The 16197-nt window shown below is 61.5% G+C and carries 20 protein-coding genes; 5 read left to right on the forward strand and 15 right to left on the reverse strand.

The features are described 5' to 3' along the window. Positions 1 to 381: 381 nt before the first annotated feature. Positions 382 to 1442, reverse strand: a protein-coding gene (locus ACEVQ6_RS22795; RefSeq protein WP_374891345.1) for an IS630 family transposase whose coding sequence is annotated in 2 segments (ribosomal slippage) — positions 382 to 950 and positions 950 to 1442 — 1062 coding nt in all. Because the reading frame shifts where the segments join, the coding sequence is not laid out codon by codon here. A 443-nt stretch (positions 1443 to 1885) separates the two neighbouring features. Here ACEVQ6_RS22795 and ACEVQ6_RS22800 point away from each other — a divergent pair. Continuing rightward, positions 1886 to 2140, forward strand: a complete 255-nt coding sequence (locus ACEVQ6_RS22800) for a FitA-like ribbon-helix-helix domain-containing protein (protein WP_374891346.1) — start codon at positions 1886 to 1888, stop codon at positions 2138 to 2140. Beyond that, entirely contained in the window at positions 2137 to 2556 is a 420-nt protein-coding gene (locus tag ACEVQ6_RS22805; protein ID WP_374891347.1) for a type II toxin-antitoxin system VapC family toxin, read from the forward strand. The genes ACEVQ6_RS22800 and ACEVQ6_RS22805 overlap by 4 nt, the downstream gene beginning before the upstream one ends. Before the next feature lie 96 nt (positions 2557 to 2652). On the opposite strand, the gene ACEVQ6_RS22810 is transcribed toward ACEVQ6_RS22805, so the two are convergent. From ACEVQ6_RS22810 to ACEVQ6_RS22845, 8 genes are all read right to left on the reverse strand, one after another. After that, positions 2653 to 4743: an AAA family ATPase gene (locus ACEVQ6_RS22810; RefSeq protein ID WP_374891348.1), complete on the reverse strand. Its 2091-nt coding sequence runs from the start codon at positions 4741 to 4743 to the stop codon at positions 2653 to 2655. 20 nt (positions 4744 to 4763) lie between these two features. Further along, complete coding sequence (locus ACEVQ6_RS22815; RefSeq protein ID WP_374891349.1) at positions 4764 to 5735, reverse strand: metallophosphoesterase; 972 nt, start codon at positions 5733 to 5735, stop codon at positions 4764 to 4766. Between the two features lie 4 nt (positions 5736 to 5739). Further along, positions 5740 to 6459 carry a hypothetical protein gene (locus ACEVQ6_RS22820; protein WP_374891350.1) on the reverse strand — a complete coding sequence of 240 codons (720 nt, stop codon included), beginning with the start codon at positions 6457 to 6459 and terminating at the stop codon, positions 5740 to 5742. Next, positions 6456 to 7901, reverse strand: a complete 1446-nt coding sequence (locus tag ACEVQ6_RS22825; protein ID WP_374891351.1) for a helicase-related protein — start codon at positions 7899 to 7901, stop codon at positions 6456 to 6458. Before ACEVQ6_RS22825 ends, ACEVQ6_RS22820 begins: the two co-directional genes overlap by 4 nt. A 10-nt stretch (positions 7902 to 7911) precedes the next feature. Further along, on the reverse strand, positions 7912 to 8229 hold the full coding sequence (locus ACEVQ6_RS22830) for a hypothetical protein (protein WP_374891352.1): 318 nt from the start codon (positions 8227 to 8229) through the stop codon (positions 7912 to 7914). Between the two features lie 213 nt (positions 8230 to 8442). Further along, positions 8443 to 9315 carry a DUF7227 family protein gene (locus tag ACEVQ6_RS22835; protein WP_374891353.1) on the reverse strand — a complete coding sequence of 291 codons (873 nt, stop codon included), beginning with the start codon at positions 9313 to 9315 and terminating at the stop codon, positions 8443 to 8445. Next, positions 9312 to 9539 carry a hypothetical protein gene (locus ACEVQ6_RS22840; RefSeq protein ID WP_374891354.1) on the reverse strand — a complete coding sequence of 76 codons (228 nt, stop codon included), beginning with the start codon at positions 9537 to 9539 and terminating at the stop codon, positions 9312 to 9314. The genes ACEVQ6_RS22835 and ACEVQ6_RS22840 overlap by 4 nt, the downstream gene beginning before the upstream one ends. After that, entirely contained in the window at positions 9530 to 9667 is a 138-nt protein-coding gene (locus tag ACEVQ6_RS22845; protein WP_374891355.1) for a hypothetical protein, read from the reverse strand. Before ACEVQ6_RS22845 ends, ACEVQ6_RS22840 begins: the two co-directional genes overlap by 10 nt. 294 nt (positions 9668 to 9961) lie before the next feature. On the opposite strand from ACEVQ6_RS22845, the gene ACEVQ6_RS22850 reads away from it, so the two are divergent. After that, the gene (locus ACEVQ6_RS22850) at positions 9962 to 10195 is read left to right on the forward strand and encodes an AbrB/MazE/SpoVT family DNA-binding domain-containing protein (protein WP_374891356.1); all 234 of its coding nucleotides are present in this window, start codon (positions 9962 to 9964) and stop codon (positions 10193 to 10195) included. Continuing rightward, a complete protein-coding gene (locus ACEVQ6_RS22855; RefSeq protein WP_374891357.1) occupies positions 10192 to 10611 on the forward strand; it encodes a type II toxin-antitoxin system VapC family toxin in 420 nt (139 codons plus the stop codon). Before ACEVQ6_RS22850 ends, ACEVQ6_RS22855 begins: the two co-directional genes overlap by 4 nt. Positions 10612 to 10918: 307 nt before the next feature. Here ACEVQ6_RS22855 and ACEVQ6_RS22860 read toward each other — a convergent pair whose 3' ends face one another. The 6 genes from ACEVQ6_RS22860 to ACEVQ6_RS22885 all read right to left on the reverse strand — a co-directional run bounded on the left by ACEVQ6_RS22860 (position 10919) and on the right by ACEVQ6_RS22885 (position 15531). Then, entirely contained in the window at positions 10919 to 11395 is a 477-nt protein-coding gene (locus ACEVQ6_RS22860) for a hypothetical protein (RefSeq protein ID WP_374891358.1), read from the reverse strand. Between the two features lie 140 nt (positions 11396 to 11535). Then, on the reverse strand, positions 11536 to 12426 hold the full coding sequence (locus ACEVQ6_RS22865; protein WP_374891359.1) for a M28 family peptidase: 891 nt from the start codon (positions 12424 to 12426) through the stop codon (positions 11536 to 11538). Continuing rightward, a complete protein-coding gene (locus ACEVQ6_RS22870; protein WP_374891360.1) occupies positions 12423 to 13499 on the reverse strand; it encodes a hypothetical protein in 1077 nt (358 codons plus the stop codon). Before ACEVQ6_RS22870 ends, ACEVQ6_RS22865 begins: the two co-directional genes overlap by 4 nt. A gap of 15 nt (positions 13500 to 13514) precedes the next feature. Then, positions 13515 to 14930 carry a hypothetical protein gene (locus ACEVQ6_RS22875; protein ID WP_374891361.1) on the reverse strand — a complete coding sequence of 472 codons (1416 nt, stop codon included), beginning with the start codon at positions 14928 to 14930 and terminating at the stop codon, positions 13515 to 13517. Positions 14931 to 14947: 17 nt separating this feature from the next. Further along, positions 14948 to 15277 (reverse strand): DUF6197 family protein, encoded by a 330-nt coding sequence (locus ACEVQ6_RS22880; RefSeq protein WP_374891362.1) that lies wholly within the window; start codon positions 15275 to 15277, stop codon positions 14948 to 14950. A gap of 14 nt (positions 15278 to 15291) precedes the next feature. After that, complete coding sequence (locus ACEVQ6_RS22885) at positions 15292 to 15531, reverse strand: hypothetical protein (RefSeq protein ID WP_374891363.1); 240 nt, start codon at positions 15529 to 15531, stop codon at positions 15292 to 15294. Between the two features lie 74 nt (positions 15532 to 15605). Between ACEVQ6_RS22885 and ACEVQ6_RS22890 the strand changes: the two genes are divergently transcribed. Then, positions 15606 to 16040, forward strand: a complete 435-nt coding sequence (locus ACEVQ6_RS22890) for a hypothetical protein (RefSeq protein WP_374891364.1) — start codon at positions 15606 to 15608, stop codon at positions 16038 to 16040. Positions 16041 to 16197 lie beyond the last annotated feature (157 nt).

The raw sequence follows: 16197 nt of genomic DNA on the forward strand, positions 1-16197 counted from the left end.
CCGCCTTCACGCCAAAGGAATGCCGACACTATTTCGAGGCCGCAGGATATGACCCGGAATAAGTCGAATCTGCTCTAGTGTTTATCTCCTCGGCAACTCGGAACATTCCCATGGCATCAGCTATACATTGTTGAGCCTCAACGCCCATCGCGCCGGGATCATCGCGCAGTCGATCGCGCCGGCGATCGATATCGACGCGCCTTCACTGATTGCGTCCTGACAAGGCTTGCCATTTTATGGAAGGGACGGACAGAAAGATGAGACCGGCTGCAGTTTGACCGGTTTTCGCTGTCTTTGAAGCACCGGTTTGCTTGCTGCCACGGGGCGAAGCTGCTAGCGTCCGCTCATGTCTGTGGAGTTGCTTATACGCGGCCTCACTGATCAGAACCCATTGGTCCATTCTCTGCGTCCGATAGACATAATGCGCCATGGCTGGCTTTCGAGCTTTCGCCATTCATCACAGCAATGATCGACGATGTCGTCGAAGGATTTGAAGACCCGGTTGGAGAGCCAGTTCTGGCGCATGAACTGCCAAAGGTTTTCGACGGGGTTGAGTTCCGGTGGCTTCGGCGGCAATGGCAGGATGGTGATATTGCCGGGGACGACGAGAGTGTTGGACATGTGCCAGCCAGCTTGATCCATGATGAGGATAGCCTGCGCACCGTCATCGACATGGCGGGAGATTTCGGTCAGATGCTGGGTCATTGCATATGTGTCACACCATGGCATGACCAGTGCCGCCGCTTTGCCGAGCTTCGGGCAGATTGCACCGAAGATATAGGCCGACCTTGTTCGCTGGTCGTGCGGTGCTGCAGGCCGTGTTCCGCGCCGGGCCCAGCGGCGTGTGATCTTGTTCTTCTGCCCAACCCGGGCCTCATCCTGAAACCAAATCTCTATCCGTTTTCCTTGGGCTGATCCGGCGACGATTTCTGCCACAGCGGCGGGGAAACTTTTTTAAAACTCTCAATGGCTTGAGGGGCCTGAGCGTAATGTTTGGGTCGGGCAGCCAGCTTGCGATAGCCCATAGCCCGCACTTCGCGGCTCAGCGTTTGCTCGCTTACCGAGACGCGGAACTCCTGCCAAATCCATTGCGCCAGATCGCACAGACGCCAACGGACGACACCGTCGAGATAGGGCGTCGGTCCACGCTCGATGGCCTGCGCCAGAGCCGCACGCTGCCGGTCGTCTAACCGAGACTGCTGGCCAGGAGCCTTGCCATTAACTAGGCCCTGAGGGCCGCGCTCTTTGAAACGTATCACCCAATCCCGAACGATCTGCAGCGTCACATTGCCGAGGCGGGCGGCATCTGAACGCGAACCTCCATCGTAGATCGACGCAAGTGCCAACAACCGTCGCACCTGATCTGCGTCCTTCGTCTGCCGCGCCAGACGCCGCAGGCCTTCTCCATCAAAATCTTCCCGTAACGATATCCCTGGGCGCATCGCAGACCTCCGATTTCCGCCAGAGATTCAGATTCATCGCCTCTTGGGAAGTCAAAGAGTCTAGGTCAGCGAGGCTGCGTATCAGTTCCGCGTGGAAACCAACACCGCATACGTTGGTTTGCAGAATTTATAACTTGTCGAGTTGCAATTCGGCGCGGTTATTACAACTATAACGGGAATTGAAATTCACATAACTCGGAAATATGTGAACATGTTATCGGCATGCCGAATACCGCGACAACGGCACCGGATCTCATAAACCCAATGCATTCAAATATTTGCACGATTGCTTTGGGGTGCCGCAGGTTCTAATCCGTTCAAGAGCTTTAGAAACGCATTAGAGGAAGTTGAACCAACCCGCCTCTCCGAAGGCGTACTCTTGAATTTTTCATCATTTCCTGTAAATTGATATCAACACCATCAAGCCTCTCGGTCTGATATCAATGCCGGCAGTCACCATTCGCAATCTCTCTGAAGAGACACATCGCGCCTTGCGGGTGCGCGCGGCTCATCACGGCCGTAGCACTGAAGCCGAGATCCGCGACATTCTTGAGGCTGCGGTTCGTCCGGACGAACGCGTAAAGCTTGGTTCGCTGTTGGCCGCCATGGGCCGTGACGCCGACCTTTCCAACAGTGACGTCGACAGCCTCCGGCAAAATCGCGACCAAACGCCTGCCGAGCCGATGACGTTTGAATGATCCTGCTGGACACCAATGTGATCTCCGAGCCATGGAAACCGGCTCCGGAACCCACCGTAGTCGCGTGGCTGGATGCCCAGACGGTCGAGACCCTGTTCATCTCTGCGATCACGATCGCCGAGCTTCGCTTCGGCATCGCGGCCATGCCGTCCGGAAAACGGCAGACGACGCTTCGGGATCGCCTTGAAGCAGATGTTCTACCTCTTTTCTCTGGACGTATTCTGCCTTTCGACCTTGCAACGTCGCTTGCCTATTCGAACCTGATGGCACGCGCCAGACTGTCAGGAAAGGCGATCGGCAAGGCAGACGGCTACATTGCAGCCACGGCATTGGCCAATGGTTTCGCGGTCGCAACGCGCGACGCAAGCCCGTTCGAAGCCGCAGGATTGAATGTGATCAATCCCTGGCCGCCATGATCGTGGCATCCCCTTTACCAACTTCGATGTGCGCCAGTTCGCGGGTGGGGACAGAATATTGCGATCTCCGAACAATACAACCAACGACTTAGCTCGTTAGCGCAAATTGTCGCCATCATCGAGACCGGTGTTTGTTTCTCTCATCTCATCCGCCCCGACCGCAATGTAGTAATCGGCATCTGGCCGTTTGTGGCTGACGAGCAGGAGCTGCGAGATCCGCTCGCCGAGGCTGCGCAGCACGTCTGCCGTTCTGTTGGACCGATTGCTATCCATCGAGGCATCGATCTCGTCGCCGATGAAGACGGAGAAGACGTTGTTGGTCAGCACTTGGCCGAGCCCGATGCGCAGCGCCAGGTTTGCGACGGCCTTGCCGGACCCGGAGAGCGTGTCGATCGCCTGGCCGTCGACGGTGATGTTGAAGGCCTCGTCGACGGTGACGGTCTGGCGGTCGCCGCCGGTCATGCGGGCGAGCAGCTGGCTTGCGACGCGGTTGAGGCTGGGGACGAGGAATTGCTTGATCTTCAGCCGCAGAAGCCGAAGGGCCTCGCGGACCTTCAGCCAGTCGCAGGTGTCGGCGCGGTAGCCGTCGACCTCTGCGACGATCCGGTCGAAGGTCGCGCGCTGCACCGTATAGGCGGCAAGCGCCTGCTCGTAGAGACGGGCCTGCTCCAGCCGGACGACCAGATCGTCGTAGCACTGCAGCTCGCCCTCGAGTTTGGTAAGGCTGGTTTGTTTCTGGTCTCGTTCAGCTTGCCAGGCGACGTACTCTGCCATCTGCGTTTCCCAGGCGGCACGCTGCGCCTCGTATCGCTGGCGCTGCCGCAGCAGGGCGGCATAGTCCGGCTCAGGCGCTGCCGGTGTCAGCGCCGCGATCTCCGACAGCAGGCGTTCACGCCGGTCGCGGTTGGCGAGGCCGATGCGGATGTCGGCGATCTCTGTGGAGCTCCAGCGGGTGACAGGTAGCGTGTCCGGAGCCCGGCTATGCATAGCGGTCCACTGATCGGCAACGCTGTTCCAGGCATCGAGGATGGCCTGCTGCCGCTCGATGTCGAGCTCGGAGACCGCTGGCGCCTGCTCAACTACGGTGCAGGTGGCAAGCACTGCGATCTCGCGCTCGAGGTCGGCGATGGCATCGCCGGCGATCGGCCAGCGATGCTGGCAGCTCGGGCATGTGTGTTCGCCTTTCGCCAGCAGGTCCGCCTTGCGGGTTTCGGCATGGCGAAGGGCGAGGCCATTGCGGTATCCAACCCATGCGACCGTGAGCCTGTCGATCTGATGCTGATCGAGCTGCGGGATGCTGTGGTGGGTGAGGAACTGGCAGCGGTCACGATACTGTCGCAGGCGCTCGAGCTGCAGTTCGGCATCGACCAGCTCAGCCTCAGTGACCTTGGGCACCTCCGGAATGCGGGCGAGCTCGGCGCCAAGCGCCTGGCGCTGCACCCGCCGTTCCGTCTGGACATCGAGCCGATGCTGGAGGGTGGCGCTGTCGAGGTCGATCGTCTCCACCGGTGCCACCGGCATGCGCACGATATTGGCCAGCCAGCCCCGCAGCCGGTCGGCCTCGGATCGGACGCAGTCGAGGGCCTGCTTCCGTTGCGCGAGGACGGCGCTCTGCTCGTAGCCCTCTGGCATGATCGGTGCGATCGGCTCGCGGATGGATGCCGCCAGGCTATCGGCTGTGCGCTTCAGCGCGCTCGCCTCCTCGCCGGCGTTGCTTGCCATGTCGTCGAGGATGGAGACCCCGATGATGCTATCGACGGCGCGCTGGCGCTCGGCCGGTCGCATCTCGCCGAGCTCGAGCAGCTGGTTCTGGTTGGCGGCACAGGCCATGTCGAAGACCGCCAGGCCGAAGCCGAGCGCCTGGACAATCTTCAGGCTGACCGGCCGGATGCCAACCGCGATCGGCTGGTCGTTCTCGTAGAGCATGGCCTTGCCGGCCGATCGCTGGACGCGAAGGTTCGCATCCTTCACCCGGAACGCCAGCTCCGCTTCCAGCGTGCGATAGTCGTCGGCCTGTCCACGCAAGGCGGCCGAGCCGAACAGGCAGAAGCGGATCATCTCGATGACGAGCGACTTGCCGCTTTCGTTCGCACCGACGATGGCACCAAAGCCGCGCTGGAACAGCACGGTCTCGTCAAAGCGGCGGCCGGTCGGGAAGGTGACGGAATAGGTGAGCTTTTGTAGCATCAAGTCTCCATGAATGTGCGTCAGATACCGCCGCCCTGGGCGCTGCGCTGTGTCTGGTATCGGGTGAGACTGTCGGCGGTGCGGGCTGCCGAGACGCCGGCCTCGGCGAAAGCTTCGGAAAACAGTGTCTCCATGTCGAAGGCGCCAAGCGCGACTGTACCGATCTCACCATCCGGCGACGCCGTGCTGTCCCGCGCCAGGGTGAGCTGCAGGCAATCGATCTCACCGTCGAAGGGACCGACGATGCGGACGCATCGGTTGCGCAGGCTGGCTAACCGCCTGTCGCGGGTGTCGGACATCATCTCAGCCGGTGCGATGTCCGCAGCATTGAGCGTCACATAGAGATCGTCATTGCCTTCCTCGCCATGGGCATAGGGCTGCATCGAACCGACGACGATCACCTCGGTGCAGTCGCGCACCAGCCGGCGCGCCTTGTGATCGTGGCCGGTGTAGATCCGCTCGAACTGCAGTTTCGTCGGCACCTGGTTGTGATCGCCGAACTCAACATCGAAGTGCCCGAACAGCACACCAGACAGGCCCTTCAGTTTGTCCTTCGCCTGCCAGAGCGGATGCCAGGGGTAGAAGGTGAGACCGTCGCGCTTCACCACGTCGGTGACGACCAGGATGTTGGCGATATCGGCGACCAGGGCGGCGAAGACGTCGAAGGCCGAGCAACGGGTGAGATCACGCGTCCAGTCGTGGTTGCCCTTAAGGATGACGAAGGTGGTCGCCGGCCGCTCGGCCGCTGCAGCCTTGTAAACGTCGGCGACATCGAGGATCAGATCAAAGGGAACGATCCATCGATCGAACAGATCGCCAAGGCAGATGTGATAATCGCAATCGTCCGATTGACGGATGGACGCGACGAAGTCCTGCCAGACCGTCGCCTCGCGCTCGCCGCGCCGGTGCAGCGGCACGCCGTGGACGAAGCTGCGGCCGAGATGCGGGTCGCCGAGCAGGGTGATGCGCTGGCCGTGTTCGATGATGTCCATCTCCTCAATGCCTCGTTTCAGGCGTCGGCAGGGCCTCGACCGCCTCGACATTGGCAAACGTCGGCACGCCCCAGTCGTTGACGCCGGTCTTCTGCTTCGCCTGGGTGCCGAGTGTCAGTCGGAGAACGGTTGTCGTCGGATCGATGCCGCGCCGGCGGATGTCCCGGATGAAACGCTCGAACCCGGTCCAGGCGGTGGTGGCGAGCGCCAGGCCGAGCCGGTCGCCCTCATGGGCAGCCATGGTCTTGCCGTCCTTGCCGACGATGTCGCTGGCTGCCATGAACGGCAGTTCGGCCGAGCGGTACTCATAGGCGTTCGGATCGATCGCCTGTGCCTTCTGCAGGGAGGCCATCCACGACCCGCCCCGGGCGTCTGTCACCCTGTCGTAGCTCTTGTGATAGATGGCCTGGCCGTTCACCGTGTACTTGATCGCGTAATTGTAGGCGATCTCGCCCATGTCGAGATAGACGTCGATCGCGTCGATCGGCCGGGTCCGGTCGCCGACGGTCAGGCCGTAGGGCGTTACCTTCAGCCAGTGATCGACGGCAACCCCGCCGGCCAGCATGTCGTCGAGCCCGAGCGGCGGGCCTGCGGGCATCGGGGCGGCAACCGCGTTCTGGGCTGGCATCACCACTGGCATCCTCTGGTTGACGTTGTGATGGTGGATCTCGGCGGCGGCGGCCTGTGCCCGGGCAATGGCGTCGGCGATGGTCGTGTTGCTCATGGGATGTCTCCTGTTGCGTGTGCTGGATGATGTGCGTCGTTGCAGCCCGACAGCTGCAGCACCGGCCGGGACGGATCGACCCGGTGGGCCTCGAGGCTCTTGCGATGGACGATGCGGCAGATGTGCTGGTCGATGGAGCTGATATATTCGAGCGTTGTCACCCGGAGTGGCGATTTGCGCCTGCCGCGGATGGCGCGCTGGCGCGCCTGGACGAAGCTGGCGTCGCTGAAGCCGAGCGTGGCGAAGATCATGTGGTCGACCTCCCGGCCACCCGAGACCTGCCAGTTGTAGCCGAAGGACGCGGTCCGCTCCGTTGCCAGCATCACCTGCACCCGGCCGTCGATGAAGGCGTCGCTGGCGGCGTCGCGTGCCTTGCGCGAGATGCCGCCGCTGATCAGGGCAAATGTCAGTCCGTGTTGTTGCAGCAGCCGGGCGATGCGCCCCTGCTGCGGCAGCATCGACGTGAACACGATCAGCGGCTTGCCGTTGAGGTGATGTTCCTCGAGATGGATTTTGAGCCGCTCCTCCTTGGCTGTCGGCTCACCCTCGAGGATGTCGATGAAGCGGCCGGGTGCCGACAGGTCCGGGAAGGCACCTGGATGTTCCATCAGCTGGCGGGCGCGGGTAAAGGCGACACCGGGACGGGTGCCGTCGATGGTGAACCGCTCGAGCTCGAGCACCGCGTCGTGGTGGAACCGGTCGTAGAGGCCGCGCTGACGCTCCTCCATGTCGACCGGTTCGGGGATATGGACGACCTCCTGTTCACCGTGAATGCTGGCGAAGCTGCGGCGGATGGCATGCCGGCCAAGGATGCGCGCCAGCCGGTTATGGTTCTTCCAGCCGGCGATCCGTCCGTCGAGATCGAAGACAGCGTGTTCGTCGTCGAAGGCCTGGGGCGATGGATAGGAGCCGGCGTCGATGATCCTGACCGCCGGATAGGCCGATGACAGCTTGCCATCGATCAGCGTGCCGGTCATGCCGAGGAAATGCGTCATGCGGCCGCTGTCGAACAGGGCAAACAGCGCCGCACTCTGCTGGCTGCCGGCACCCTTGTAGCCCATGTGCATCTCGTCGACATGGACGGCGGTGACATGGGCGGGGAGGTTGCGCCAGCTGAGCGTCAGCCGGCGAAACCCCATCAGGAACACTTTTGCCGGCAGGCCAAGCTGCCGTGCAATCTCGGCCGGTGTCCCATCGACGATGACGACATCTTCGTCGCCGAAACCGGTGAAGCGCAGCAGTTCGCGCCTGTTCTTCTTCAGCAGGCTCTTCGGCATCGCCCAGACCGTGCCGATGCGCAGCTCCGACCATAGATACCATTGCATGACGCAGACCGACGGCGTCTTGCCGGCGCCGGCGTCGGAGAGATTGAGGCATCTGTCATTGGCCATGTAGAAGGCGAGGTCGGCGATCTGATCGTCGCGGAGGGTGGGTTGGTGCATGGCCGTGCCCTCAGGCGACGCGACGGAAGGCACGGATGTGTGCTGCCCATTCCCGGACGTGACGCGCCTCGTCTGCGGCGCAATCGTCGAAGTCGGGATGGAGCCGGACAAACGGTGGCGCATCTTCGTCGAACGCGCCGGCATAGGCGGCAAACACGGCTGGCGTGATGTCCGCGACCTCAAGCGTGTCGGGGCAGAAGGTCAGGATGCGGGCGGCGCCGGCGAGCGTGGCCTCGCGGGCGATGCCCTTGAGCGAGGTCGATGCAGGCACGCCGGGGTCATGGATCGCGACGGCGTCACCGTCGGGAACCTCGAAGAGGATCTTCATCAGGATATCCTTGATGTGGGGGAGAGACGATGGGAGAGAGTGGGTGCACGAGGAGCGGACGGGAGGGGCGCTTCGCGAATGGAGGAGATGAGAGCGTGAGCCGTTGAGACGGGTCAGCTCCAGGTCTTCCACTTGGCGATGTCGACGCCGAGCCGGAGCGCCTCGCGCTCCCAGAACCGGCGCAGGTAAAACCTTGACGACATCGGCAGCAGCTCATGGCATTGCGTCAGCAGTCCGCCGCAGATCATCAGCTGCTTCTGCCATCCGGGTGCGGTGTTGAACTGATGGATGAGCTGGAACAATGGTCGGTGCACGTCGATGACGGGCATTCGGTCTCCTGTGGTCAGGGGTGGTGTCTTCGCTGGCAGAGGCCATGGCCGAAACCATCCGCTTCCTTGTCCCGTGCGCGGGAAAGCCAATGATGGCGGGGCGGACATCCGTGCCGGCGCAGGCGCCGCAGTCGAGGCAGGTGGTGTCGGTATAGCTGGCCGGGCAGATGGCGATGCGGCGTCCTTCAGGCGTGTGGCGCGGCAAGTCGCCGATCCGCTGTCGGTACTGCGATATCGTTTCCGAAGGTCTGCGGGCGTACTCCACCGGCATAATGACAACGACGTTGAGACCATGCACGGCCAGCGCATCGGCATGGGCAACGCTGTTGGCCGAGAGATTGACAGGAAAACCGAGGGTGACCGCCTCGTGCAGAACCCCCAGATTCTGAGGGGTCATTGGCTTGTGGGTGTAGGCAATCACCGGCCGGCCGCGATTGGCGCGCGCGAGCTTGAGCATCTGGTCCCGGTCAATGTCGTCGCCATCGCCGGGCAGGTCGCCGGCCTGGCCATACCGCCACATCTGCCGACGCGGCAGGCGTTCGACCTGTTTGACGAAGGTGTCGAAGTCGGAGCCCGCCTCGCCACGGTCGACCTTGCCCCAGAACAACGACATCGGGCCGAGCTCGGCATAGCAACCGCCGCCATCCCGTAACGGACAGCTGGTCGGGCAGGTGGATCTGGATGAGGTGGAGGCGGGCATCGGCCCGAGCTTGGCATTGCGGGTGATGCGGGTGATGCGGGTGAGGCTGTGATTCATTTGATCCTTTCGGGCAATAAAAAACCCGCCGGCGAGGGCGGGTCAGATGAGCGTTGATGCGCCCTGAGAGCGCGATAACTTCGAAAGCGGATGGATCGGCCGGCCTCGTCCTCCAGAAGCCAGGCATCCCAGCCGTAGCGCAGCGGCAGCCGCATCCGCGCCACCATCGATGCCGGTACATGTTCGCCAGTCCCGGGCGCGATAACGTAGATCTTCAGCCGCACAGGTCGAGGATCTCCCAGACCGAACATAAGATGTTGATCGCAACGCCGGCGCCGAAGCCATCAGGAGGGCGGTTGTGCTGTTTTACGGTCAGCCGCCCGGAGGTCAGCATGGGGTTGGAAAATCTCATGATGGTCTCCTGAACGAACAAACCCGCCTCTGGGGCGGGTCACAGGGGGGGGGGGACGGAAAAATGAAGAGAGGAACCTTGAGGACACGCGTGTCTTCAGCGTTGCGGTGACAGTCCTGCGGCCTTTCGCAGATCAGCGTGGATGCTCGCCTTGCAATCGACCGCTGATGGAGATTGAGCCTGCTGACGCGTAGCTTCGGCCAATGACAGGCCTGCACCTCGTTACGCTACCCGCTTGAAACTGCAGCCGAACGGTAATACCTTGCCTTAAAGAGGTATTACAGGATCACAAACATGACAACGACGGTCACGGCAAAGGGGCAGGTTACCATTCCAAAAGCGGTGCGCGAGCTGCTCGGCATCATCCCGGGAAGCAAGGTCGCCTTTCATCGCTCATCCGACGGACAGGTGGTGCTCATAAGAGCCGACCAGCAACAGCCGGCCAGCCGCTTTCGCAAGCTGCGCGGCCATGCCGGCCAGGGCCTGGACACGGATGCGATCATGGCGCTTACCCGTGGTGAGCCGTGACACTGGTCGATACCAATATTCTGCTCGATCTGGTCACCAATGATCCGGCCTGGGCGGACTGGTCGATCGAGCAGATGGAAGCGGCGGCATTGGCTGGCCCCTTGCTGATCAACGACGCCATCTACGCTGAGCTTTCCGTTCGATATCAGCGCATCGAGGATGTCGACGCATTTATAGACGAGGCGGGACTTCTCGTCATGCCGATGCCGCGAGAAGCCCTATTCCTGGCGGCCAAGGTTTTTACACAGTACCGCCGGGCCGGCGGGGCACGCACCGGTGTTTTGCCGGACTTCTTCATCGGGGCACAGGCAGCCGTTCAGCAATGGCCGCTGTTGACGCGGGACGCCAGGCGGTATCAAAGCTACTTTCCGACGGTGACATTGATCGCGCCGGATATGCTGAAGACACACAGGTGAAAGGCGAAGGGTTACGGGTGATACCAGGCCGAACCTGGCGACAGACCGCGATATCCATGTCGATCACCGCAACACGCGGTACTGGCCATCTGCGACGATCATCTACGACTGACAGAGCCCATCGTCGAACACCGGGACGGATGGGGCTGGGCTACAAGCATGTTTTGCAACACAGACAAAGGCCTGCTCAGGTCGGCTGAACGTCTCGGATTCTTCTGGCGGCAGCCACGATCGGAATGCCGATGACCACGCCAATCAGCGTACGGCAAAACAGATATCCGATCGAAAGTTGCCTCGTGGCGACTTCCTACAAAAATGCATGCTTAGCGGCGGGCGTCAGGTCGTACTGATCTCCGATACGCCTCGACCATTCCGCTGGTGGCTCGTCGAGATCGATCCGCTCGTCATGATCTTCGACGAGATCCGGATAGGCCCAGATCTGTCCGGCCGCGTGTCTCTCCTCGGCCAGCCAGCGCTGCTGCGGCGTCTCGAACTGTTCCGGCACCTGCGCCATCATGTCAGCGAGGATCGCGTCGGGATCGGGGGCATAGACTGCGCCGCCGTATTGGTTGTGTCGGGTGAGCCTCGGCCAGTCGAGCCGGTTGAGCACCGCCGGAACAAAATCCCAGTCATAGGTGCCGTCGAACGCGATGGTGCGGCTGAGCATTCGGTCCCAGACGGCCAGCACGATCTCGCCGGCCTGCATGGCGCAATGGCGCATGGCCGAGGCGCCGAGGTCCGACCAGACCTGCTTCAGCGGGAGGTCCTCAGAGTTCTCGATCATCCATTCCCAGCAGCACAACGCCGCTTCGAGTATGAGGGACAGACGGTCGGAATTCCCGGGCAGTGTCGGTGTGAATGTCGGCAATGAGACCTCCATCGAGATGTGGGGGGAAGGGAGATGAGAGGAGAAGCCGGCTTTATTCACGCCGCCACAAACCCCCACGTCGCATCGATCTCCTCGAACAGGGTCCGCTCGTTGAGACCATAGGCCCGCAGGATCTCTGCAACCGCGGCCGGGTTGTCCTCGACAATCTGGGTCATCACATCGCGCTTCCGGGCCGGCGGTCTCCAACCCCAGTCCTGGTACTCGATCTTCGCCGGATCACGGGACACCACCAGCTCGTCCCACTTCACCTGCAGCAGGGCATCCCGCAGCGCGATCAGGAATGGAACGTCCTGCTTCTCCGACTTCGTGTGCTGGCCCGAGTAGCCGACCGCGATGTTGGTGCATTCCGGCACCAGATGAGCATACTCGTTGGTGTCGGTGTAGGCGCCGTCAGGGGAGGGGCGGTAGGCCTGCCCCAGCTGGTTGGCGAGCGACCAGGCGAATGCGTCCGACGCCGTCCGCAATCCCATCTGGTGGGTGATGACCTCGTCATAGTAGGCCCGGTCGAAGGCGATCGCGATGTCGATGTCCTTGAAGAAGCCGGGATTGAACTTCGCCAGATCCGTCGAGCCGATGCAGCCCTTCTCCTCGGCATGGTGGATGACGTAGACGCCGGGGATGCCGGCCTTGATCATCTCCAGCATGAGCCAGATGCCGGCGGTGTCGTCGGCGCCAAGGCAGTTGCGGTCGAGGCTGGTCAGGATGCCATCCTTGTAGGAGAGGGCCTGAACGCCCCCCTCGTGGTGGACAGTATCGACGTGGCTGGAGAACAGGATGCGTGGGCGGTCACCGATGACCTTGACCAGGTTCTTGTACGGGTCGCGCTGGAAGTGAGAGAGGTACTTCTGAACGAAGCGGCGTTCGGTCTTGCTGCCGGCGGGGCGGCAGTAGCGGAACATGTCGAGGATGGTTTCGATATCGGTCATGCGGCCTCCCGGCGGCGATTGTAGGTGGGGTAGCTCAGGCCACGGATATGGTCGCTGCTTCTGCAGCCGATCTCGCCGTCGTCATCGAGGATGACGAACTCGCCATCGTCGGTGGCCGCTTCGTGGGTATCGACGTAGGGCATCACGTAGCGGTCCTCGTACGGAATGCGCTGAAGCCGAGCACCGGTGAACGCGTCCGAGCCTGCCTCGGTGTAACCGGCAGTGACGAGGGCCGACTTCAGCCGGTCACCATCGCCGTAGGTCTTGTAGAAGAAGATCTTCTTCTCGCGCCAGACGAGGCAGCGCCCCTTGGCGTCGTCGGTTGTGCCGATATAGGCGATCCCCAGATCGGGGCCGGCGTAGACGCGGGCCGGATGGCAGGAACCGCGATAGCTCGTGTCGCCGAACCACATGCAGGAGCCGTTGTGGTTGCTCCTGTAGACAGCTTCGATCTCGTCAGCGTCCTGGGTGATGTGGACATCGACCGGGCCGCAGGCTGCTTCCCATTCCAGGGCGTGTTCCTTGATCTGCTCCTGGGTAAGGATGTCGCCGAAATACTTCTGCAGCCAGCGACCCGCTTTGATCGGCGTCTCGCGCCGCGCCGCTCGCTTGGCCGACGAGGTGTAATAGGCCAGTCGCCCTGGCTGGGTCTTGCTTGGAACAGGCAGCAGCTCGACCCAGCGGCGGAAGTTGGCTCTGAACCAGTTGTGCCGGAGCCAAGGGTGACGATCACGACCGTCGATGAACACGAGGGCTTCATGGACAGAGTCCAGTTCCTCCGAGTGCAAGGTCCGCAAGACGTGGCCCTCGTGGCCCTCCCTCCATCCACGAGACGAGAACTCATGGTCGAGGTGCTGAATGCCCGGTGTGCACTTGTAAATGACGTACAGTTTTCCGGACTGATCCAGTCCGATGACTAAGAACCGCCGGTCGTCCCGGTGCTTACCCAGGAAGCTGGCGTCCGGCTCCAGGCCCTCGGTGGGCTCGGTATAGCTCAGCTGGGGGTTGTGGAAGACGATGTGATGGGGCAGCACAACGCTGCCCGCTGCGGCTGCAGCAGGGGATACGTGCATGCGGTGCGTCCTTATTTAAGCTGCGAGATCGAAAGTGAGGGGCAGGGGGGTGTCGCCGTCCTTGAGGTGATGGCGATGGACCGAGGTTCCGTTGATCAGCCTGACCTGATGCTGGGTCTCGAGGGACCATTCCTCGGTGTTGGCGCAGAAGAAGCCATGGATGGTCACATGGCTGGACTCGACCGTCTCGCCCTCCAAAGTAACGACACAGTCATAATCATCGTGCGGATAGTATTTATCCGTCCGATCGCAGTAGAACATTTTGCCGGAGTGACGGCAGTAATCGTCGGAGTAGAAGCCCGAGATGGTGTCCGCCAGATCCGAGTTCTGGTAGGACTGCTCGTAGCCCTCGCAGTAGAAGTAGTTGCGGCTGTGGCAATGGTCGCAGACGTCACGGTCGATGCTGACGATGTAGTTGCGCTCGTCCTCATCCATGCCTTCGTCGCAGGTGTATTCCGGCTCCGCTTCCGCGTAGAGCCCGCGGGTGACCTGAACATCGAGGTCTCCGCGGCCGAGGATGAGGTAGATGCCGGTGTCGTAGGCGCGATCGGCGACGTCGATGTAGGGGCAGATGATGTTGCCACGATAGGTCAGGCGCCGGATGCGGGCGCCGTCGAACTCAGTATCTTCGGCTTCCTCGTAGCCAATCGCATCCAGCGCCGCCTTGATCCTCGGGCCATCGCCATAGGCTGCATCGGTATAGATTTTCTTCGAGGGCCAGACGAGGACACGGGCTGTGGGCTCGGCCAGCGTGCCGGTGTAGGCGATGCCCAGATCCGGCCCGGCATAGACGCGGGACGGGTGCTCGTGGTCGTAGCCCCGCTTCATGCAGGAATACGGGCCGTTGCGGTAGATCGCCTCGATCTCGTCGGCATTCTGCGTGATATGGACGGCCTTGAGGTCGTGGGTGTTGCTGTATTCCAGTGCCAGATCGTGGATCTGGGTCTCGGTGAGGATGTCGCCGAACACCTTGGTCAGCCAGCGGCCGGGCTTGATGGGGGTTCGGATGTTGCGGGCCCTCTTGGCCGGCGTCTGGAAATAGGAAAGCCTGCCCGGCTGGGTTTCGCTTGGCCGCGGTAGCATCTTGATCCAGCGAAGGAAGTTGTCCTTGAACCACTGGTGGCGCAGCCAGGGGGTGGTCGAGAAGCAGGCGTCCACCTCCTCGTCCAGACTGAAGTCGTTGCTGGGCCGGAGGACGTGAACGTGCTGGCAGAAATCCGCGTAGAATTTCTCGATCGATTTGAGACCGGGCCAGAGTCCGTAGGTGGCTTGAAGGTTGCCCTCCGGTGTCAGGTAGACGCTCGAATGATAGTGCGTATCGTTGGCGAACCGGGTGTCGTCCCAGAAGCCGTCGCAGGCCGGAGTAACGGAAATCGTATCTGCGGGCAGCACAAAGCCGCCCGCTGCGGCTGCAGCAGGTGAAACGTGCATGGGGGTCGTCCTATATTTTAGGGGTTGAGAGACAGTGCTTTGGCCCTGTCGAATGCGGCCATCACCTCGGCGTGGGTGCGTCGCCAGTTGTCGTTCCAAAGGTAGATCGAGCCTTCGGATGAGTCCCCGATGGCTCTGGCGAGGATCTGTAGAGAGGCAGGAAATCCTCCGACACTGCCAAGAACGCGATAGACAGCGCCAGCGGTGCAAAAGCAGAAAGCGTTGGGGTCTGTGATGTCGGTTAGGGTGCCGTCGCTGGTGCGGGCATACTCGTGACGGCCCCAGTTCTTGGGGTCACGGATCAGCGATTGCGCTCTGTCGAGCACATTGTAGATTTCGTTGGTCATGGCGAGGGTTTCGGTTAAGAGACCTGTTCGAGGTCGATTTCGCTCGGCGAGGGTGGGTAGACGGTCATCGCCGGCGAGAGCGAGAGGTCAGGAAGGCGAGGGTCGTCATAGCCGCGACCCGAGATGATGCCGCCTTCTCGCAGTTCGAGGCCGCGGTCCATGTTCGCGATGCTCTGGAGTGCCTGTTCACGGGTCGCGGCTCGGACGTAGACGGTGGCGCAGATCATGATGTCTGCGGAGTAGATGTTGGTCACAGCTCTTCCTCCATGGTGTCGAAGGGTGTCAGAGTTTCCATAGTGAACTTTGAAAAAATGAACGGTGGGCAGCAGTGAGCGAAAAGCCATCTAAACGCCTGGTCGAACAGCGTATTCGAAATAGAATCATGGACTCGATGAATTGGTTCGCGGAGGGCGCTCAGGCCGTTCGAAGAATGAGTGCGCAAGAGTTCTTCGAGATGTTTTATGATTGGGTGGATGACGAGAACCCTGTTTGGCCTTGGCCGAAAGGATCACCCGGGACGATGACTCCGCCGGAGGTGGATGCCGTTACCAAGATTCTTTCAGTCGTTAACGCTGCAGTTGCAGATATTGGTGATTTCGACGACGACGCGGTTATTGCTTCCGGTTGGCTTGAAAGCATCTCGCCTGTGGCAAAAGCTACCCTCAACTTGATGCTCACTCGCGGGTGTTTTGATGAAGATTTTGAAGAGCTGGAACCGAGCAACAGGATTTTTGAAGCTACCTTACGCGACAACCTGAACTAAAGACCGATACCGATGAGCACAGAGCTGGCTCGGGAGATCTGCACAGCGGGGATAAGTGGAATTTCTGCCTGACTTCGGCTTAGAGCAGATTCGACTTATTCCGGGTCATATCCTGCGGCCTCGAAATAGTGTCGGCATTCCTTTGGCGTGAAGGCGG

The organism is Ensifer soli (genome assembly GCF_041928815.1).
Classification (GTDB): Bacteria; Pseudomonadota; Alphaproteobacteria; order Rhizobiales; family Rhizobiaceae; genus JBHFEI01.

What these genes read in the sequence shown, in the direction of transcription:
- ACEVQ6_RS22870 (WP_374891360.1), bottom strand. Translation starts at nt 13,499, where the DNA reads ATGCACGTATCCCCTGCTGCAGCCGCAGCGGGCAGCGTTGTGCTGCCC.
- ACEVQ6_RS22835 (WP_374891353.1), bottom strand. Translation starts at nt 9,315, where the DNA reads ATGAATCACAGCCTCACCCGCATCACCCGCATCACCCGCAATGCCAAG.
- ACEVQ6_RS22875 (WP_374891361.1), bottom strand. Translation starts at nt 14,930, where the DNA reads ATGCACGTTTCACCTGCTGCAGCCGCAGCGGGCGGCTTTGTGCTGCCC.
- ACEVQ6_RS22815 (WP_374891349.1), bottom strand. Translation starts at nt 5,735, where the DNA reads ATGGACATCATCGAACACGGCCAGCGCATCACCCTGCTCGGCGACCCG.
- ACEVQ6_RS22860 (WP_374891358.1), bottom strand. Translation starts at nt 11,395, where the DNA reads ATGATCGAGAACTCTGAGGACCTCCCGCTGAAGCAGGTCTGGTCGGAC.
- ACEVQ6_RS22810 (WP_374891348.1), bottom strand. Translation starts at nt 4,743, where the DNA reads ATGCTACAAAAGCTCACCTATTCCGTCACCTTCCCGACCGGCCGCCGC.
- ACEVQ6_RS22845 (WP_374891355.1), bottom strand. Translation starts at nt 9,667, where the DNA reads ATGAGATTTTCCAACCCCATGCTGACCTCCGGGCGGCTGACCGTAAAA.
- ACEVQ6_RS22880 (WP_374891362.1), bottom strand. Translation starts at nt 15,277, where the DNA reads ATGACCAACGAAATCTACAATGTGCTCGACAGAGCGCAATCGCTGATC.
- ACEVQ6_RS22865 (WP_374891359.1), bottom strand. Translation starts at nt 12,426, where the DNA reads ATGACCGATATCGAAACCATCCTCGACATGTTCCGCTACTGCCGCCCC.
- ACEVQ6_RS22850 (WP_374891356.1), top strand. Translation starts at nt 9,962, where the DNA reads ATGACAACGACGGTCACGGCAAAGGGGCAGGTTACCATTCCAAAAGCG.
- ACEVQ6_RS22830 (WP_374891352.1), bottom strand. Translation starts at nt 8,229, where the DNA reads ATGAAGATCCTCTTCGAGGTTCCCGACGGTGACGCCGTCGCGATCCAT.
- ACEVQ6_RS22800 (WP_374891346.1), top strand. Translation starts at nt 1,886, where the DNA reads ATGCCGGCAGTCACCATTCGCAATCTCTCTGAAGAGACACATCGCGCC.
- ACEVQ6_RS22825 (WP_374891351.1), bottom strand. Translation starts at nt 7,901, where the DNA reads ATGCACCAACCCACCCTCCGCGACGATCAGATCGCCGACCTCGCCTTC.
- ACEVQ6_RS22820 (WP_374891350.1), bottom strand. Translation starts at nt 6,459, where the DNA reads ATGAGCAACACGACCATCGCCGACGCCATTGCCCGGGCACAGGCCGCC.
- ACEVQ6_RS22805 (WP_374891347.1), top strand. Translation starts at nt 2,137, where the DNA reads ATGATCCTGCTGGACACCAATGTGATCTCCGAGCCATGGAAACCGGCT.